This window comes from Mycobacterium paraffinicum (genome assembly GCF_001907675.1).
Classification (GTDB): Bacteria; Actinomycetota; Actinomycetes; order Mycobacteriales; family Mycobacteriaceae; genus Mycobacterium; species Mycobacterium paraffinicum_A.
The window spans coordinates 1-14,488 of the sequence record NZ_MPNT01000011.1; the positions used below are offsets into that span (position 1 = coordinate 1).

Below are 14,488 nucleotides of genomic sequence, written 5' to 3' on the forward strand. Positions count from 1 at the left end.
CTCCTCAACGCCAGCGACAAGAACGCCGAAACGATTGCCCCCACAGCAGCTCTCACGGCATAGTGAACAACCGCAGAGCCTCACGCGAACACGCGAATGCTCTTACACCACTCCACGGGACGTGACCCCCATTGGCGCGATGGAGCGGCTTTTCTACCGCTACAGCGAACGCAATCCGACGCACTTCTCGATCGTGGCCGAGTTCGCCGAAGTGCTCACTCCCGGGAAGGTGCGGCCGGCGCTGGCTGCCGTACAACGACGACATCCCTTGTTGTCAGCACACGTTGAGGACCAGCCGGGCACGCGGCTCGGCTTCTACCGCGCCACCAGCGTGGCACCGATCGCCCTGACCGTCCGCCGCGGGCCGGAGTCGTCCTGGGAGGCGGCCGCGGCGGACGAGCTCAGCCGGCCATTCGACCGCTCGCGGGCACCCTTGATGCGCGCATCCTTGCTTCAGGGGCCGACCAGCAGCGCACTGCTGCTGACGTTCGACCACTGCATCGCCGATGGAATATCGTCGGTGCTGCTGCTCAGGGATGTCATCGCCGCGCTCAACGGAGCGAACTTGCCCAATCTGCCTGTGCCGCAAACCTCAGAGGACCTCGTCGCCCGCACGCTCGGTGAGATCGCGCCGTTGGAGCTGGCCGACGATCCGAGGATGCGGGTGCCCAGCGCAATCCGCCCGTTCGACGGCACCGCGACCAATGTGCACACCATGGCGTTGCCGGAAGTGGACACCGCGCTATTGGCCCAGCGATGCCGCCAGGAACGCACAACCGTGCACGCGGCGCTGGTGGTCGCGATGTGCCGAGTCCGGGCCGCCGAGCGCGGCGAAGAATTTGTGCGGGTGCTCAGTCCGATCAACTTCCGGGGGCTGGCCGGTGTCGGTGGCGACTGTGGTCTCTACATCCAGTCGACCTGGACCGGCCTGTCGCCCTGGGATGGCGCTTCGTTCTGGGAGCAAGCGCGCACGACCACTGCACACCTGGACGTCGCGCGGTCGGCGCGGGGAATCCGCACCGCCTCGCAGGCCGTCTCGGACGCGATCCCGGTCGACGCCGAAGCCGACCACGCCGAAGAACTGTTCAGCCGTGTGTGTCCGTTCGAGATGATCGTCACAAACCTCGGCGTACAGGACCTCGACGGCTGCGGGCCGCTGCGACCAACGGCGGTATGGGCGCCGGTGGTGCAAAGCCAGACCGAGGGTGAGTACGTCACCGGCATCACCACCTTCGAGGGCCGGCTGAGGATGACGACCTGCGGCTACGGCGTGCCGGCCACCTTCCTGAAGAGCGTCGGCGACGCCCTGGCGGCTGCCGTGCAGGAGCGCTGATTGTTACCATCGCGCGGTGACTGACCGCCCCGCTCGGCCGGGAGCCGTTTCCCGTCGCGACGTGCTGAGATTCGCGCCCGTGCTGCTCGGCGCGGGGGCCCTCACGGCCGCGCCCCGCGCCGCCGCCGGCGTCGCCGGGTCGGCCGTCTTCCTGGACCCGGGCCACAACGCCGTCAACGACGCGTCGATCAACCAGCAGGTCCCCAACGGCCGCGGCGGGACCAAGGCGTGCCAGGCGTCGGGGGCCGCCACCAACGACGGCTATCCCGAGCACGCGTTCACCTGGGCGGTCGTGGCGCTGATCAACCAGTCGCTCAACCAGTTGGGCGTCCGCACCCAACTGTCGCGCGGTGACGACGGCTCCGTCGGACCCTGCGTGGACCAGCGCGCGGCGGCGGCCAACGCGATGCACCCCGACGCGATCGTCAGCGTCCACGCCGACGGCGGACCCCCGTCCGGCAGCGGGTTCCACGTCAACTACTCGAGCCCGCCGCTGAACGAGGTGCAGACCGGCCCCGCCGTCCAGCTGGCCACCACCATGCGGGATGCCCTGGCGCAGGCCGGTTTTCAGCCCGCCAACTACATCGGCTCGAACGGCCTGTACGGCCGCGACGACCTCGCGGGGCTGAACCTGGCCCAGTACCCGGCGATCCTCGTCGAACTCGGCAACATGAGGAACGCCCAGGACGCCGCGCGCATCGAAAGCCCGGACGGCCGCGCGCGCTACGCCAACGCGGTCACCCAGGGGATCGTGACGTTCCTGAATGCCAAGGCCGGCTGAGCAATCGCTCAGTGTCCGGTCTCAACCATGTTGACACCAGCCTGCCGCGAAGTCGCCGAGTTCATTGACGCCGGTGGTCATGGCATCGCCAGGGGTGGACCGACGGGCTCCCCGTTCACGAGCGCGAGCTCGGCGAGCAGATCGGCCGAACTCTCACCGGCGCGCAGTCGCGCCAGAAACTCGCCGGGACTGAATCGCACTCCGATCGGATTGGCGGCGAACCGATCCGATCGCATGTAGTCGTTGCCTTCTTCGATGGTGGCGAAATTGTCGACTTGCAGTTCGACCCAGTTCTCGTCCGGGTCGGCGTAGTAGATCGATGTCGTCGTCCCGTGGTTGACGCACCAGATCGGGTGAATGCCTTCGCCCCTCAGGTCGTCGAAGGTTTGGAGCAGGTCGGCCAAGCCGCGGTGGGTGAATGCCACGTGTTGCAGACCGGTGGAGCCCGGTGGCGGCTTCTGCAGTCCCGGGATCTGTCCGATCGCGATGCGGTGGTGCTCGTCGTCGTAGGCCAGGAAGCACAGCACTTCGTTCTCGAATTGCACCGTCGCACCAAGAACCTTGCAATACCAGTCCCGCATTGCGTCTCGTTGGCTCGATGCCAACACGATGTGGGCCAATTTCTGCGGCGCCGGCATGAGTGCCTCCTGCGAGCGAACGAAAGATCGACATTGCTCGCAACGCAATGTCGCCAGGACGGCCGCGATGCGAGGGCGCGTCGGGTAGCCCGAGCGTCTCAATAGTTTGACGCAAAGTCAAGTTTCGAGCTACTGCAGCGACCGCGCCTTACCGGTTCCCGGCGGCTGGACAACACGTTGCTGGACTTCGCCGGGGCGGGTCCGTGTATGGAGTCCGTCGTGACGCACCGAACGAACGACGGTCCGGGCCGCGTGACCGCCGTGCGGGTCGGCGTTTGTACGCCGGCGTCATCGGTGTTCGAGCGCCGTCTCTCCCGTCCGGGCCTGTGTCAGCTGGCCGCCGACGGCGGCTCGAGGATCGTCAGGGCTTTCTCGTGGCCGACTGCGCTGGCGATCGCGGCGAGGGCGACGTCGTAGAGCATGTCGACGAGAAGTGCCACGTCTGTTTGCGCATCGTGGGTCAGCCAATGCACCGTGATGGCGTCCAGAAATCCCATGCAACCCCGTAGTGCGGTTTCCAGCGCCGGTGGGGGTTCGCTGGGCAGGTCCAGGAGTTTCAGCAGTGCATTGGCTCCGGACATCTGGTTGGCCGACAGGATCGCCCGGGTCTGGGCATCGGTGGGCGCTGAGTTCAGCAGGCCCAGCATCAGGTGCGGGTGCGCGCGGAAGTACTCGAAGTGGCGGCGTGCCATCCCCTTGATTTGGGCCGTGACGTTGCCGTCCGAGCGCAGCGGCGTGGTGAGCACCGCGAGGTCCGCTTGTACCGCCTCCAGCGCGGCAAGGTAGATGCCCCGTTTGCCGCCGAAGTAATACGACAACAGCCCGTGCGCGACGCCCGCCTCGGCCGCAATGTCGTCGATGAGCACCTCGTCGTAGGGGCGGCTGGAGAACAGCCGTAGCGCCGCGTCGGTGAGTTGCTGACGGCGGTCGACCCTGCCAGCTCGGCTCCGAGGGGCCGTCGCGGCGGGTGGAGATCCTGAAGCTGGGCTCGGCGGGCGCTTCTTCGCCGATGGCTTGCTGTTCACCGGGATACGGTAGCAGTTGAGCAGGACTTTTCGCGTGCGGACCGGTCAGCGTCGCCACTTTGACTTAGCGTCAAATTACCGATATAACTTAGTCGGTCCGCGACGTCAAACGCTGAGGAGCAAGGCGTGCCTGAATCACCGGGGACCGAACCCACCGCCGCGCAGGTCGGCGCCGAGCTCGCCTGCCAGATGTCGATCCACTCCTTTGCAAAGAACATCGACTCCGGCGTAGCGACCGCAAACGTAGATCTGTTCACCGAGGACGGTGAGATGGGCTCCGCCGAACATTCGATCAAGGGCCGGGAGCAGCTCGCGTTCGTGAAGGCCGCACGCGACGCTGATGTGGAACGCAGGACGCGACACCAGATCACGAACATCGTGTTTCACCGCACCGGCGCCGACGCGGCTATTGCTCAATCGCTGCTGTGCGTGTACGTACTCGGCGGCGCCGATGAACTCACAGCCCGCGCGATCACGGTTTTCGATGACGAATTCGTGCGTGATTCCGTTGGGAGGTGGCGGTTCTCGCGTCGCTTCGCCACCACGTTGGCTGGAGGACGGTGATCATGACGCGGCTCTATCAGACGTCCGAGGGGATCGCCCGCGGCGAAGGCAACGAGCTGGCCCTGCTCGACCTGCCGGCCGACCTGACGATCGCTGCACTGCTGGCCCAAAGCGACATTGATCTGGCAAGGACGCCAGTCCGGCGGCGACTGCCGCTGGCCGGCGCGACGCTCGAAGCGCCCGTGGCGGTCGGTGCCACGATCTACTTGCTGGGGCTGAACTATCACAGCCACGTGGCCGAAGTTGGCGCCTCGGTGCCGGCTGTCCCGATCGGACTCCCCGTCCCCGCCACCGCGATTGCGTCGCCGCATCAGCCGATCACGCTGCCCGCGGAGGCGCCGAGCTACGTCGACTACGAAGGTGAAATCGCTATTGTGGTCGGCACTTCGTGTCACGCTCTGGCGCCGGGCTCGGGATGGGATCACATCGCCGGGTTGTGCGTTGCCAACGACGTATCCGCCCGCGATGTCCAAGAACGCGGGATGCGCGACGGGCAGCTCGTCGACGTCGGCGAAGTGATCCGCGCGAAGTCGTTCCCGACGTTCAAACCGCTTGGTCCATGCATCGTGGCCACTGACGAAGTCCGCGGTGGTGCTGAGTTGTCGATCACCACTCGCGTGAACGGCGAGCAACGCCAACATAGTTCAACCTCCGACATGATCTTCGACTTTGCTCGGATAGTCGAGGGAATTTCGCATCAGGCCGAATTGGGCTGTGGCGATGTGATCTTGACAGGGACTCCATCTGGAGTCGGCTCCGCGCAAGGCCGATTCCTGGTCGCTGGCGACATCGTCGAGGTCGAAGTCGGCGGCATCGGCGTCATCCGCAATGTGGTTTCCGGCTGAGGCACCCAGATCACCGTGACGACTTCACCCGAAGCAGATGCCAGAGAGCTTCTCCGACAACGCCCACAAGCGCGATGCGCTCTCGGTGTCGCGTAGCGTCCTCCACAACTTCTGTACACCGGGCGGCCCACCCACGTTGCCGAGCCATTGGGGCCCATAGAACCCGCCGTTCTCAGCGTCGGGCGAGGTGGCGGCCATCAACGCGGGGAGGCTCGCGCTGTCGACGGTCCCTACGACGAGGCCTCGCGCCGAGAGGAACCGGATGACTCGGACCTGGACGGTGTCCGTCGTCCGTCCGACCTCCGGGCGTGCGGCCAAAAGACTCGTGGGCGCGACTCCCGGGTGGGCGATGTTGCTGGTGATGCCCCATCCGGCGGCCTTGCTGCGGCGGCTGAGCTCCAGACCGAACAAGCCGACCGCGATCTTGGACTGTCGGTAGGCGCGCATGCCGTCGTAACTGTCCACCCACTCGGTGTCAGCCCAGTTGATCGAGCCGCTGCGTGCCGCGATGCTGGTCAGTGAGGTCACCCGAGCACGTCCGGCGGTCAACAACGGCAGCAGGTGGCCCGTAAGGGCGAAGTGGCCCAGGTGGTTCGTGCCGAACTGCAATTCGAAGCCGTCCGCTGTGCTCTGCCGGTCCGGCGGGGTCATCACCCCCGCGTTGTTGATCAGGATGTGAATGGGAGCGCCCTCGGTGCGCAGCTTTTCACCTAGAGCCCCGATCGACGCCAGCGAGGACAGGTCGAGCGACTCCAGGTAGACCCTCGCCCCGGGAAGCTGTTCGCGGATCCGCGCGACGGCCGCCTTGCCCTTGGTCGAATTGCGGACCGGCATGACGACCTCGGCGCCCGCGCCGGCGAGCCGTGCCGCGATGCGCAGTCCCAGCCCGTCGCTTGCACCCGTGACGACCGCTCGCTTCCCGGAGAGATCGGCGATCGCGATGTCGTATTGCCTTCGTGGCATGTCTGCACTCCGTTGGTTGACGTCTAGTCGATACCGCCCAAGGCTTGCCGAAGTTGCTGACGTCATCCACTGACTGACAGTCCGTGGCTGTCGCCGGACCATCGGGGGCAGGATGCAATACATGATTGATCGACGGGGACTGGCCGAATTCCTTCGGCGACGTCGTGAGGCATTACAGCCAGAAGACGTCGGACTGCCCAGGGGGCCGCGCAGGAGGACGACGGGCCTGCGGCGCGAAGAAGTCGCCGCACTGTGCCACATGTCGACGGACTACTACTCGCGACTCGAGCAGGAGCGCGGCCCGCAGCCGTCGGATCAGATGATCGCCTCGATCGCGCAAGGGTTGCACCTATCTCGAGACGAGCGCGATCATCTCTTTCGCCTCGCCGGACACCAACCGCCGCCGCGCGGGTCCGGGACCGATCACATCAGCCCGGGGATGCTACGGATCTTCGACAGGCTCACCGACACCCCGGCGGAGATCGTCACCGAACTGGGCGAGACACTGCGACAGACCCCGCTCGGCATCGCTCTCGTTGGTGACTCCAGCCGGCACAGTGGCCCGTCGCGGAGCATCGGATACCGGTGGTTCGCCGACCCGACGGCCCGCTGCCTGTATCCGCCCGAGGATCACGAGTTCTACTCGCGGATGTACGTCGCAGGCCTTCGCGGAGTGCTCGCCCTGCGGGGACCCGAATCCACGGCCGCCAGGCTAGCGGAGCTGCTCGACGCGCAGAGCGAAGAGTTTCGCAGCCTGTGGAAGGAACACGAGGTTGGCGTCAAGCCGCGAGAAGTCAAGCGGTACAACCACCCCGAGGTCGGGCGCCTAGAACTGAACTGCCAGACGCTGTTGGACCCCGACGAGTCGCACGCGCTCCTGGTGTACACCGCGGTACCGGGCAGCGAAAGCTACGAGAAGCTTCAGCTGTTGTCGGTAGTCGGCGCGCCGTCGTCGGGATGGCCGGGTTGACCCTGGAAAAAGCGGCTTAGCCGCCGAAGCTCCTGACCGCCGGTCCACCCGCGTCGAGGTGGCTGGAGGCGAAGGCGACGCCTTTGTCGATCATGGCGCCGTCGTCGGCGTAGGTGTTGTGGGCGGCGAAGTTCATGCCGTCGGAGCAGACCGGGTCTTCGGTGGCGCAGACCTTGACGGTCTTGTCCTGATACGCCGGGCCGATGACGACCGGTGGTTCGCCGAGGAAGTTCATGGCGCGCACGTTGGGCATGCCGAAGAGCACGACCGAGGAGACGTGGTTGGCCACGGACGGGTCGAGGGGTTTGGGCACGGTGTTGGGGTCGACGCCGTCGGGCACCGAGGGGGAGGTGACGAAGCCCATCACGGCCGCGCCCTGGGAGTAGCCGCCGAGCACCATTTTGGTGTTGGGGCAGTCGTGAGCCATCGAATTGACGTGGTTCGCGGCGTCTCTGATGCCGTCGACGCCGGTGTCCCATTGGTCGCTGGCGGGATAGTTCACCGGGTAGACGTCGAATGATCGCGCGCCGAGGCGCGAGTGCAGGGCGTCGACGAAGGCTTGGCCGGTGGGGCCGACGCCGGGGGCTTCACCGGTGCCGCGGGCGAATACCACCTGCACGTCCGGACATTGGGCGGCGGCGGAAGGCAGGAGGGAGCCGGTGAGGGCCGACGCGCCGAGGCCCGACGCGGCCACTACCGCGGGGGCAAGGGAACGGATGAAGTGACGTGCGATCATGCCGCCGATGATGCCCATACCAACGCCTCCGAAACTGTCCCTATCGTAAAAATCTACTTGTCGTTTCCTGTATACCGAGGTCTGGCGCGTCGCGTCGGATGAGCCCCGCGTGTCGACGCACCGAATGAATCCATTTTGCACGCGCGCTGGCGCGCCATCTTCCGAAAACGCTTCCGGCCGTCGTTTGGCGTCGCGGGCGGCGGGTAGCCGGTCCGCGAACTTGCTAGAGACACGGAAAGGTGACGACATGGCTACTGGTGAAACGGGTTTCGACGACGTGACGTTCGACCTGATCTCGATTCAATACCACTCACTGAAAGCCGGCCACGATTATGGCCAGTACGTGCGCGACGCGAAGAACGCCGGCTTGGACGACGTCGCGTCATTCTTCAGCGAGGTGATGGAGCAAGATTCCCAACGCGCGCGGCGGTGCCACGAGTTGCTGGGCCAGCTGCAGGGAACCGCCGCGGCCGGTCCGGCGACCCGGTAAATCCGCAGGTTTGGCTCGGGGACAGAGGCTTTGGTGCGGGGCGGTCGTCCGGCGCGACCGCCCCGCGGGGTAACGCGCGCGATGTCAGCAAGGTCACATGCCGGCAACCACGGGTGCGTCGCGCCGCTTCCTTTATTAGAGTTACGTAAGGGTAATGCCAGTTCTTTCTGAGTAAGCACGGGGCGGGGAAGCACGGAGCAGGTTGTGAACACGGACCGTTTGGACGCCGTCATAGTCGGCGCCGGCTTTGGCGGCATCGGTGCTGCGATCCAGCTCAAGCGTCTCGGGTATGACAACTTCGTCATCCTCGACCGCGAGGATGACCTGGGCGGCACCTGGCACGTCAACCACTACCCGGGGATCGCCGTCGACATCCCGTCGACCACCTACTCGTACTGGTTCGAACCCAATCCGACCTGGTCGCGGCTGTTCGCGCCCGGCGCCGAGGTCAAGCAATACGCGGTGGACGTCGCCGACAAGTACGACGTGCGCCGCCACATGCGGTTCAACACGACCGTGGAAGGCGCCCAGTGGGACGAGGAAGCTGAGACCTGGCGGGTTTCGCTGGCCGGCGGCGACACGCTGACGACCCGCATGCTGATCACCGCGACGGGCTTCCTGTCCCAGCCGCGCCTGCCGGACATCGCGGGGATCGCGAGCTTCGAGGGCAAGATCGTCCACACCACCGCGTGGGACCACGACTACGACTACAAGGGCCGCCGGATCGCCGTCATCGGCACCGGGGCGTCGGCGGTGCAGCTGATCCCCGAGCTGGCCAAAGAGGCGGCTGACCTGACCGTCTACCAGCGCACCGCCACCCACGTGATTCCCAAGCCCGACTTCGAGTTCCCCGAGGCGGTGCGTCGCCTGTTCGCCCGGGTGCCGGTGGCGCAGCGCGCGCTGCGGTGGGTGACCGACGTGATCCTGGAGATGATCATGGTCGTCGGGGCGCTGCACTTTAAGGAGACCCGCGGCCGGGGGAACATCTCGGCCGCCGACCTGGCCAAGATCAACCGATTCCGGTGGCTTCGGGACAAGGAACTGCGCGCCCAGTTCACGCCCGACTACGACTGCGGCTGCAAGCGGCCCACCATGTCAAACACCTTCTATCCCGCGTTCGCCAAGCCGCACGTGCACCTGGAGACGACCTCGATCGCGAGGATCGAGCCGGACGGCATCGTCACCGTCGACGGGCGCAAGACCGTCATCGACACGCTGGTGTTGGCGACCGGCTTCGACCTGTGGGAGGCCAACTTCCCGGCCATCGAGATCGTCGGCCGCAAGGGCCGCAACTTGGGCAAGTGGTGGCGGGAGACCCGCTTCCAGGCCTACCAGGGCGTCTCGATGCCCTACTTCCCCAACTACCTGAGCCTGGCCAGCCCGTTCGCCTTCTCCGGGCTGTCCTTCTTCCACACCATCGAATACCAGATGCGCCACATGGACCGGCTGCTCGGCGAGGTCAAGCGCCGCGGTGCCACGACATTCGAGGTGACCGAAGAGGCCAACGACCGGTTCATGGAGCGGATGACCAAGCTGCTCGACAACACGGTGTTCTACGCAGGCAACTGTGCGACGTCGCGGTCGTACTACTTCAGCCCCAGCGGTGAGGCCTCGCTGCTGCGGCCGACGTCGACGTTGAACTCGGTGCGGGAGGCCGCCTCGTTCCCGCTCAGCGACTACGTCATCGCCTAGCGCCACATCGGCCACACCCGCCCCGGCCGGCTGTTTGCCCGCCTCATAGCGACGACGTCGGCGCGGGTGCGGGTTGTCGCTGAGAGGCGGGCAGTTAGGGATCGACTCCTTTCCGGTGACTGGTGAGGCCGTTGCGACATCGGCCATTCGGCGAATGCCGGGTTTGCCCGCCCCGCTGCGGGGTAATCGGGCTGACAAGGCGGACGTTGTCCGCAGTCGATGCGAAAGATGATGTGGCCCAATGGAAACACTGTGCCTTGGATGCGCTTGCTTGGCGATCACCGCTGCCTTCGTGCTGGGCGGCCTCCTCGCGCCCGCGCATTCGGTCGCCCAACCGAACGCACAGCCCTGGGCTGCCGTCCAGGTGAGCGACCGCTGAGACCCAACCGAATATCGACCGCTCCCGCGAGAGGAACCAAGTGATCGACGCACCGGGGCTCACCGAGCCCAACACGTTGTCGGCGTTGTTGAGGCTGCTCGGCGTCCAAACCGCCTCCGCGTATCAACACCGCCCGGCCCTGACCGAGTGGTTCGAGCACAACACCCCGAATCCGGCGCTGCGAGTCAGTATGCGCGCCAACGGCTACGGGGTGATGTTCCTGCAGTCGTTGCGCCCGATGCGCTCGACGGTGTCGGGGCTCAAGGCGACCGCCTAGATCAGCTGGGCGACCGTCGTCACCGCGACGAGCAGCAGCACGGCGATGCCGACGATGTAGACCTGCCGTCGGGGCGTGACGCGCCGTGGGATGGGCAGTTGTTGCAAGACCCGTTGGCGCTGAACGGCGATCACGAACGTCCCCAACGCGACGGCGCCGGCGAGCCCGGCGGGGATGAACTCGGCGGGGCTGAGCGGGCCGTGCAGGTTTCTGATCATCAGCAGGGCGCCGTTGCCCAGAAACGCGAACGAGGTACGCGTCCAGGCCAGGATTGTCCGCTCCACCGGGCCGCCCGGCGCGTCGGTCAATGCATCACCGCCTTGGCGATCACCAAGCCGAGGGCGATGATCGCGACCAGCGTGAGCCCTATCGCCAGGTAGGTCGGCGACGGATGGCGGGGCAGCGGCCGCCCGTGGCGCATGGCGTCGTCCGCCTGCCGCCAGCGCAGCAGGCCCATCCCGCTGGTGAGGATGGCGAGCACGGCGAGCCCCACGGCCAGCACGCGGCGGGCACCCGGGATGGCGAGCTCGGGGACCAGCTGCACGAGCGCGACCGCCGCGGCGAGCAGCCCCAGCGCGGTGCGCTGCCAGGCCAGGAAGGTCCGCTCGTTGGCGAAGGTGAACCGATAGTCGGGCTCGTGCTCGTCGGCGCGGTCGGCCACCAGGACATCGTAGATCGGCGCGCGGACGGGGCTGCATGATTGGCGTGTGGTCAAGGCCCTGCTGTTCGACGTGCAAGGTACGGCGACGGACTTTCATTCGACCGTCTGCGACGAGGCACGGCGGATCAGCGCCGGGCGCCACCCGGACGCCGATTGGCCCGACGTGGTGCGGCGTTGGCGCGCAGGCTACTTCGCGGCGTTGGATACCGCGGAGCGCCGGGGCGCTGATTGGGTGTCGGTGCACGCGGTGTATCGGCGGGCGCTCGACGCCGTCCTGGACGAGCGCGGCATCGCCTTCTCGGCCGCCGAAAGAGACGAGCTGACTCGGGCCTGGCGGCGGCTCCGGCCCTGGCCGGACGTGGTGCCCGGGCTGACGCGCCTGAAGAGCGGGTACACGCTGGCCACCCTGTCGAACGCCGACGTGTCGGCCGTCATCGAGATCTCCAAGCGGGCGGGCCTGCCCTGGGACGCGGTCTTCGCCGCGGAGATGGCCGGGGTGTTCAAGCCCCACCCGGCGATCTACCGCATGGCGGCCACCTACCTCGGCCTCCAGCCGGCCCAGATCATGATGGTGGCCAGCCACAAGTACGACATCCGCGCCGCGGCCGAGCTGGGATTCCGGACCGCCTTCGTCGCGCGCCCGCTGGAGTTCGGGGCCGACGGCGAGGCCGACGTCGACTATTCCGACGAGTTCGACGTCAACGCGTCCGACTTCCTCGACCTGGCAACCCAACTCGGCCGGTGATCAGCGACGCGCGGACCCCGTCAGGGGTTGGCCGTTGGCGGACTGCAGCAGGCAGATGACGGTGCTCGGGGTGGGGTCGGCGCCGGTGCGGTCCTGGTTCGAGTCGATGAGGTAGGTGATCGAGAACGGGCTGCCATCGACGGATCGTCCGGTGTAGGGCGCGAACCCCTCGTTGCAGTCCTTGTTGGCGACGATGGCGACGGCCTTGTCGACCGCCAGGGGACCGCGCAGATACACCTCGGCCAAATGCGGTGTGCCGCAGTCGACGGCGGTGACGGTCACCCGGCTCAGGTCGATCGGCGGGAGGTCGGCCACGCAGTCGCCGACCTGCAGGTCGATCCACTTCACGGTGTGCGAGGTGATGGGGGCGGCCGCGGCGCTGCCGCAGGCAGCCAGCGTCGCCGCGGCGGTCAGGCCGCAGAACGCATAAAGGCCACGCATGCGGAGAGTTTAGGCACCCGTGAGCGCCGGGTCGGGCTTTTCCGACGACATCGACAGGAAGCCGCGCGCGCAGCGCGCGGCCAGCAGCCAGTTCGCCGGCTTCTTCATGTCCAGCCCGCCCAGCAGCTGTTTGATCATGGTCAGCGTGTCGAAGTAAATGCGTTCGCAGACAAGCGTTTCGGTATCGTCGAAGACGAAGTACGCCGTCATGCGGACCCGGAACCGGCTGCCGGTGGGCGGGACCTTGCCCAGGTACCCGCGATGGGTGCCCATCAACCAGAACTCGACGATCACCGCGTCGGCGCTGTGCCGCAACGCGATGATCTCGTGGTCCTGGTCGGGAAAAGCGGTGCGCGTGTAGGTGTAGTAGTCGCGCACCGCCTTATCGCCGTCGTGCACGATCATCTGCGGGATCAGCTCGTAGCGCGGATGCGGGAAGGTGGACAGCACGTCGTCCCAGTCCTGGCGGACCTCGTCGTGAAAGTGGTCGAGCACCAGCTTCTCGCGGGCGGCCAGCACCTCCGCGGGGGGAAACGCGGGAATCGTCATGCAGGTAACGATAAACCTGGCGAGCAGACACAAACTCGCACGATTTGGCACCGCCCAGTGCGAGTTTGTGTCTGCTCGCGGAAAAAAAGGGGGGGGGCCTACCCTCGGGGCGGAGTCCAGGCGACCGGCAGGGCCTTGATGCCGTGGATGAACTGCGACAGCAGCCGCGCGGGCTCGTCGGTCGCGACGATGTCGGGGATCTCGCGGCGCAATTCGTCGAAGACGACCCGGATCTCGCGGCGGGCGAGGTTGGCGCCCAGGCAGAAATGCGCCCCGCCGCCGCCGAACCCGAAATGCGGGTTGGGGGTGCGCGCCACGTCGAAAAGCCAGGGATTGGCGAACTTTGACTCGTCGCGGTTGGCCGAGTTGTACCACAGCACGGCCTTGTCGCCCTCGGCCAACTTGGTGCCGCTCAGCTTGAAGTCGCGGGTCAGGGTGCGCCGCATGTAGACCACCGGCGAGGCCCACCGCACGATCTCCTCGACGGCCGCGGGCGCCAGCCGGTCGTAGTTCGCCCACCACTTGTCCCGTTCGTCGGGGAAGCGGGACAGGGCCAGCACGCCGTGGCTGATCGCGTTGCGCGTCGTCTCGTTGCCGGCGACCACCAGCAGGATGAAGAACGACGCGATCTCCGCCGACGACAGCCGTTCGCCGTCGACCTCGGCTTCGACCAGGCTGGTGGTCAGGTCGTCGTGGTGATTGACACGGCGGTCCTCGGCGAGCGCGGTGGCGTAGGCGCCGATGTCCATCGAGATCTTCAGGAACTCGTCGAAGTCGGTCGTCAGGTCCGGGTCGCCGAATCCCAGAATCACGTTGGTCCAGTGGAAGATTCGCTGATGGTCTGCCTCGGGGATGCCCATCATGTCGCAGATGATCTGCAGCGGCAGCGGGCCGGCGAGTTCGGTGACCAGATCGGCCTCGCCGTCGGGGTGGTTGGCGATCAGCGACGCGACCAGCCGGCGGGCGCGCTCGCGCACCGAGGCCTCGATGCGCGACACCACCTTCGGGGTGAACGCCCGGCTGACGATCGAGCGCAACCGCTGGTGGCGCGGATCGTCGAGCACGATCATCGACCCGAAGTACTCGGCGATCTCGGGCGCGTTGTCGTTGACCGTGATGTTGGGGGTGCTGCTGAAGATCTCCGGATGACGGCTGGCGAAGTGCACGTCGTCGTGGCGGGTCAGCGACCAATAGCCCTCGCCCGCCACGAATCCCTCCATCTCGATCGCGGGCCAGAACGAGAGCGGGGCCTCGAGACGCAGCGTGGCAAAGGCGCCGTCGCGGAAGTCGTCGTCGAGACCCCAGAAGTCGAGCGAATCGAGGTGGATGTCGGAGAGCGGCACCTCCGGCGGAGGCGCCCCGTTGGTTCGCGTCGCGATACCCGTCTTCAGACTCACCG

Annotated in this window: 18 protein-coding genes; 9 read left to right on the forward strand and 9 right to left on the reverse strand. The window is 66.7% G+C overall.

The annotated features are described in order from the left end of the window. Positions 1 to 121: 121 nt before the first annotated feature. Both BRW65_RS13575 and BRW65_RS13580 read left to right on the forward strand, forming a co-directional pair. Positions 122 to 1,333, forward strand: a complete 1,212-nt coding sequence (locus BRW65_RS13575; RefSeq protein WP_073875423.1) for a condensation domain-containing protein — start codon at positions 122 to 124, stop codon at positions 1,331 to 1,333. 16 nt (positions 1,334 to 1,349) lie between these two features. Next, positions 1,350 to 2,114, forward strand: coding sequence for an Rv3717 family N-acetylmuramoyl-L-alanine amidase (locus BRW65_RS13580; protein ID WP_073875425.1), 765 nt, complete (start codon positions 1,350 to 1,352; stop codon positions 2,112 to 2,114). Between the two features lie 77 nt (positions 2,115 to 2,191). On the opposite strand, the gene BRW65_RS13585 is transcribed toward BRW65_RS13580, so the two are convergent. Then, positions 2,192 to 2,752: a VOC family protein gene (locus tag BRW65_RS13585; RefSeq protein WP_073875427.1), complete on the reverse strand. Its 561-nt coding sequence runs from the start codon at positions 2,750 to 2,752 to the stop codon at positions 2,192 to 2,194. A gap of 329 nt (positions 2,753 to 3,081) precedes the next feature. Beyond that, positions 3,082 to 3,777 (reverse strand): TetR/AcrR family transcriptional regulator, encoded by a 696-nt coding sequence (locus BRW65_RS13590; protein WP_073875428.1) that lies wholly within the window; start codon positions 3,775 to 3,777, stop codon positions 3,082 to 3,084. A 126-nt stretch (positions 3,778 to 3,903) separates the two neighbouring features. On the opposite strand from BRW65_RS13590, the gene BRW65_RS13595 reads away from it, so the two are divergent. Both BRW65_RS13595 and BRW65_RS13600 read left to right on the forward strand, forming a co-directional pair. Further along, positions 3,904 to 4,341: a nuclear transport factor 2 family protein gene (locus BRW65_RS13595; protein WP_073875430.1), complete on the forward strand. Its 438-nt coding sequence runs from the start codon at positions 3,904 to 3,906 to the stop codon at positions 4,339 to 4,341. A 2-nt stretch (positions 4,342 to 4,343) separates the two neighbouring features. Further along, positions 4,344 to 5,186, forward strand: coding sequence for a fumarylacetoacetate hydrolase family protein (locus tag BRW65_RS13600; protein WP_073875685.1), 843 nt, complete (start codon positions 4,344 to 4,346; stop codon positions 5,184 to 5,186). A 24-nt stretch (positions 5,187 to 5,210) separates the two neighbouring features. On the opposite strand, the gene BRW65_RS13605 is transcribed toward BRW65_RS13600, so the two are convergent. Beyond that, the gene (locus BRW65_RS13605) at positions 5,211 to 6,149 is read right to left on the reverse strand and encodes an SDR family oxidoreductase (RefSeq protein WP_073875431.1); all 939 of its coding nucleotides are present in this window, start codon (positions 6,147 to 6,149) and stop codon (positions 5,211 to 5,213) included. Positions 6,150 to 6,270: 121 nt separating this feature from the next. Here BRW65_RS13605 and BRW65_RS13610 point away from each other — a divergent pair, with 121 nt between their 5' ends. After that, complete coding sequence (locus BRW65_RS13610) at positions 6,271 to 7,119, forward strand: helix-turn-helix transcriptional regulator (protein WP_073875687.1); 849 nt, start codon at positions 6,271 to 6,273, stop codon at positions 7,117 to 7,119. A 16-nt stretch (positions 7,120 to 7,135) separates the two neighbouring features. Here the strand turns inward: BRW65_RS13610 and BRW65_RS13615 are convergent, their stop codons facing one another. Next, entirely contained in the window at positions 7,136 to 7,873 is a 738-nt protein-coding gene (locus BRW65_RS13615) for a cutinase family protein (RefSeq protein ID WP_073875432.1), read from the reverse strand. Between the two features lie 229 nt (positions 7,874 to 8,102). Between BRW65_RS13615 and BRW65_RS13620 the strand changes: the two genes are divergently transcribed. From BRW65_RS13620 to BRW65_RS13630, 3 genes are all read left to right on the forward strand, one after another. After that, complete coding sequence (locus BRW65_RS13620; protein WP_073875434.1) at positions 8,103 to 8,345, forward strand: acyl carrier protein; 243 nt, start codon at positions 8,103 to 8,105, stop codon at positions 8,343 to 8,345. Between the two features lie 204 nt (positions 8,346 to 8,549). Beyond that, positions 8,550 to 10,037 carry a flavin-containing monooxygenase gene (locus BRW65_RS13625; RefSeq protein ID WP_073875436.1) on the forward strand — a complete coding sequence of 496 codons (1,488 nt, stop codon included), beginning with the start codon at positions 8,550 to 8,552 and terminating at the stop codon, positions 10,035 to 10,037. 419 nt (positions 10,038 to 10,456) lie between these two features. Beyond that, entirely contained in the window at positions 10,457 to 10,693 is a 237-nt protein-coding gene (locus BRW65_RS13630) for a hypothetical protein (protein ID WP_073875438.1), read from the forward strand. Here BRW65_RS13630 and BRW65_RS13635 read toward each other — a convergent pair. After that, positions 10,690 to 11,001: a DUF202 domain-containing protein gene (locus BRW65_RS13635; protein ID WP_073875440.1), complete on the reverse strand. Its 312-nt coding sequence runs from the start codon at positions 10,999 to 11,001 to the stop codon at positions 10,690 to 10,692. The genes BRW65_RS13630 and BRW65_RS13635 overlap by 4 nt on opposite strands. Next, a complete protein-coding gene (locus tag BRW65_RS13640) occupies positions 10,998 to 11,357 on the reverse strand; it encodes a YidH family protein (protein ID WP_139273098.1) in 360 nt (119 codons plus the stop codon). Before BRW65_RS13640 ends, BRW65_RS13635 begins: the two co-directional genes overlap by 4 nt. A gap of 43 nt (positions 11,358 to 11,400) precedes the next feature. Here BRW65_RS13640 and BRW65_RS13645 point away from each other — a divergent pair, with 43 nt between their 5' ends. Continuing rightward, entirely contained in the window at positions 11,401 to 12,099 is a 699-nt protein-coding gene (locus BRW65_RS13645) for a haloacid dehalogenase type II (RefSeq protein WP_084187822.1), read from the forward strand. On the opposite strand, the gene BRW65_RS13650 is transcribed toward BRW65_RS13645, so the two are convergent. The 3 genes from BRW65_RS13650 to BRW65_RS13660 all read right to left on the reverse strand — a co-directional run bounded on the left by BRW65_RS13650 (position 12,100) and on the right by BRW65_RS13660 (position 14,486). Then, positions 12,100 to 12,540: a hypothetical protein gene (locus BRW65_RS13650; RefSeq protein ID WP_073875444.1), complete on the reverse strand. Its 441-nt coding sequence runs from the start codon at positions 12,538 to 12,540 to the stop codon at positions 12,100 to 12,102. It lies immediately after the preceding gene. 9 nt (positions 12,541 to 12,549) lie between these two features. Next, positions 12,550 to 13,089 carry an ester cyclase gene (locus tag BRW65_RS13655; RefSeq protein WP_073875446.1) on the reverse strand — a complete coding sequence of 180 codons (540 nt, stop codon included), beginning with the start codon at positions 13,087 to 13,089 and terminating at the stop codon, positions 12,550 to 12,552. A gap of 98 nt (positions 13,090 to 13,187) precedes the next feature. Then, positions 13,188 to 14,486, reverse strand: coding sequence for a cytochrome P450 (locus BRW65_RS13660; RefSeq protein ID WP_073875448.1), 1,299 nt, complete (start codon positions 14,484 to 14,486; stop codon positions 13,188 to 13,190). Positions 14,487 to 14,488: the final 2 nt, after the last annotated feature.

Coding starts and splice junctions, on each gene's coding strand:
- BRW65_RS13585 (WP_073875427.1), bottom strand. CDS start 2,752: ATGCCGGCGCCGCAGAAATTGGCCCACATCGTGTTGGCATCGAGCCAA.
- BRW65_RS13600 (WP_073875685.1), top strand. CDS start 4,344: ATGACGCGGCTCTATCAGACGTCCGAGGGGATCGCCCGCGGCGAAGGC.
- BRW65_RS13605 (WP_073875431.1), bottom strand. CDS start 6,149: ATGCCACGAAGGCAATACGACATCGCGATCGCCGATCTCTCCGGGAAG.
- BRW65_RS13610 (WP_073875687.1), top strand. CDS start 6,271: ATGATTGATCGACGGGGACTGGCCGAATTCCTTCGGCGACGTCGTGAG.
- BRW65_RS13615 (WP_073875432.1), bottom strand. CDS start 7,873: ATGGGCATCATCGGCGGCATGATCGCACGTCACTTCATCCGTTCCCTT.
- BRW65_RS13620 (WP_073875434.1), top strand. CDS start 8,103: ATGGCTACTGGTGAAACGGGTTTCGACGACGTGACGTTCGACCTGATC.
- BRW65_RS13650 (WP_073875444.1), bottom strand. CDS start 12,540: ATGCGTGGCCTTTATGCGTTCTGCGGCCTGACCGCCGCGGCGACGCTG.
- BRW65_RS13655 (WP_073875446.1), bottom strand. CDS start 13,089: ATGACGATTCCCGCGTTTCCCCCCGCGGAGGTGCTGGCCGCCCGCGAG.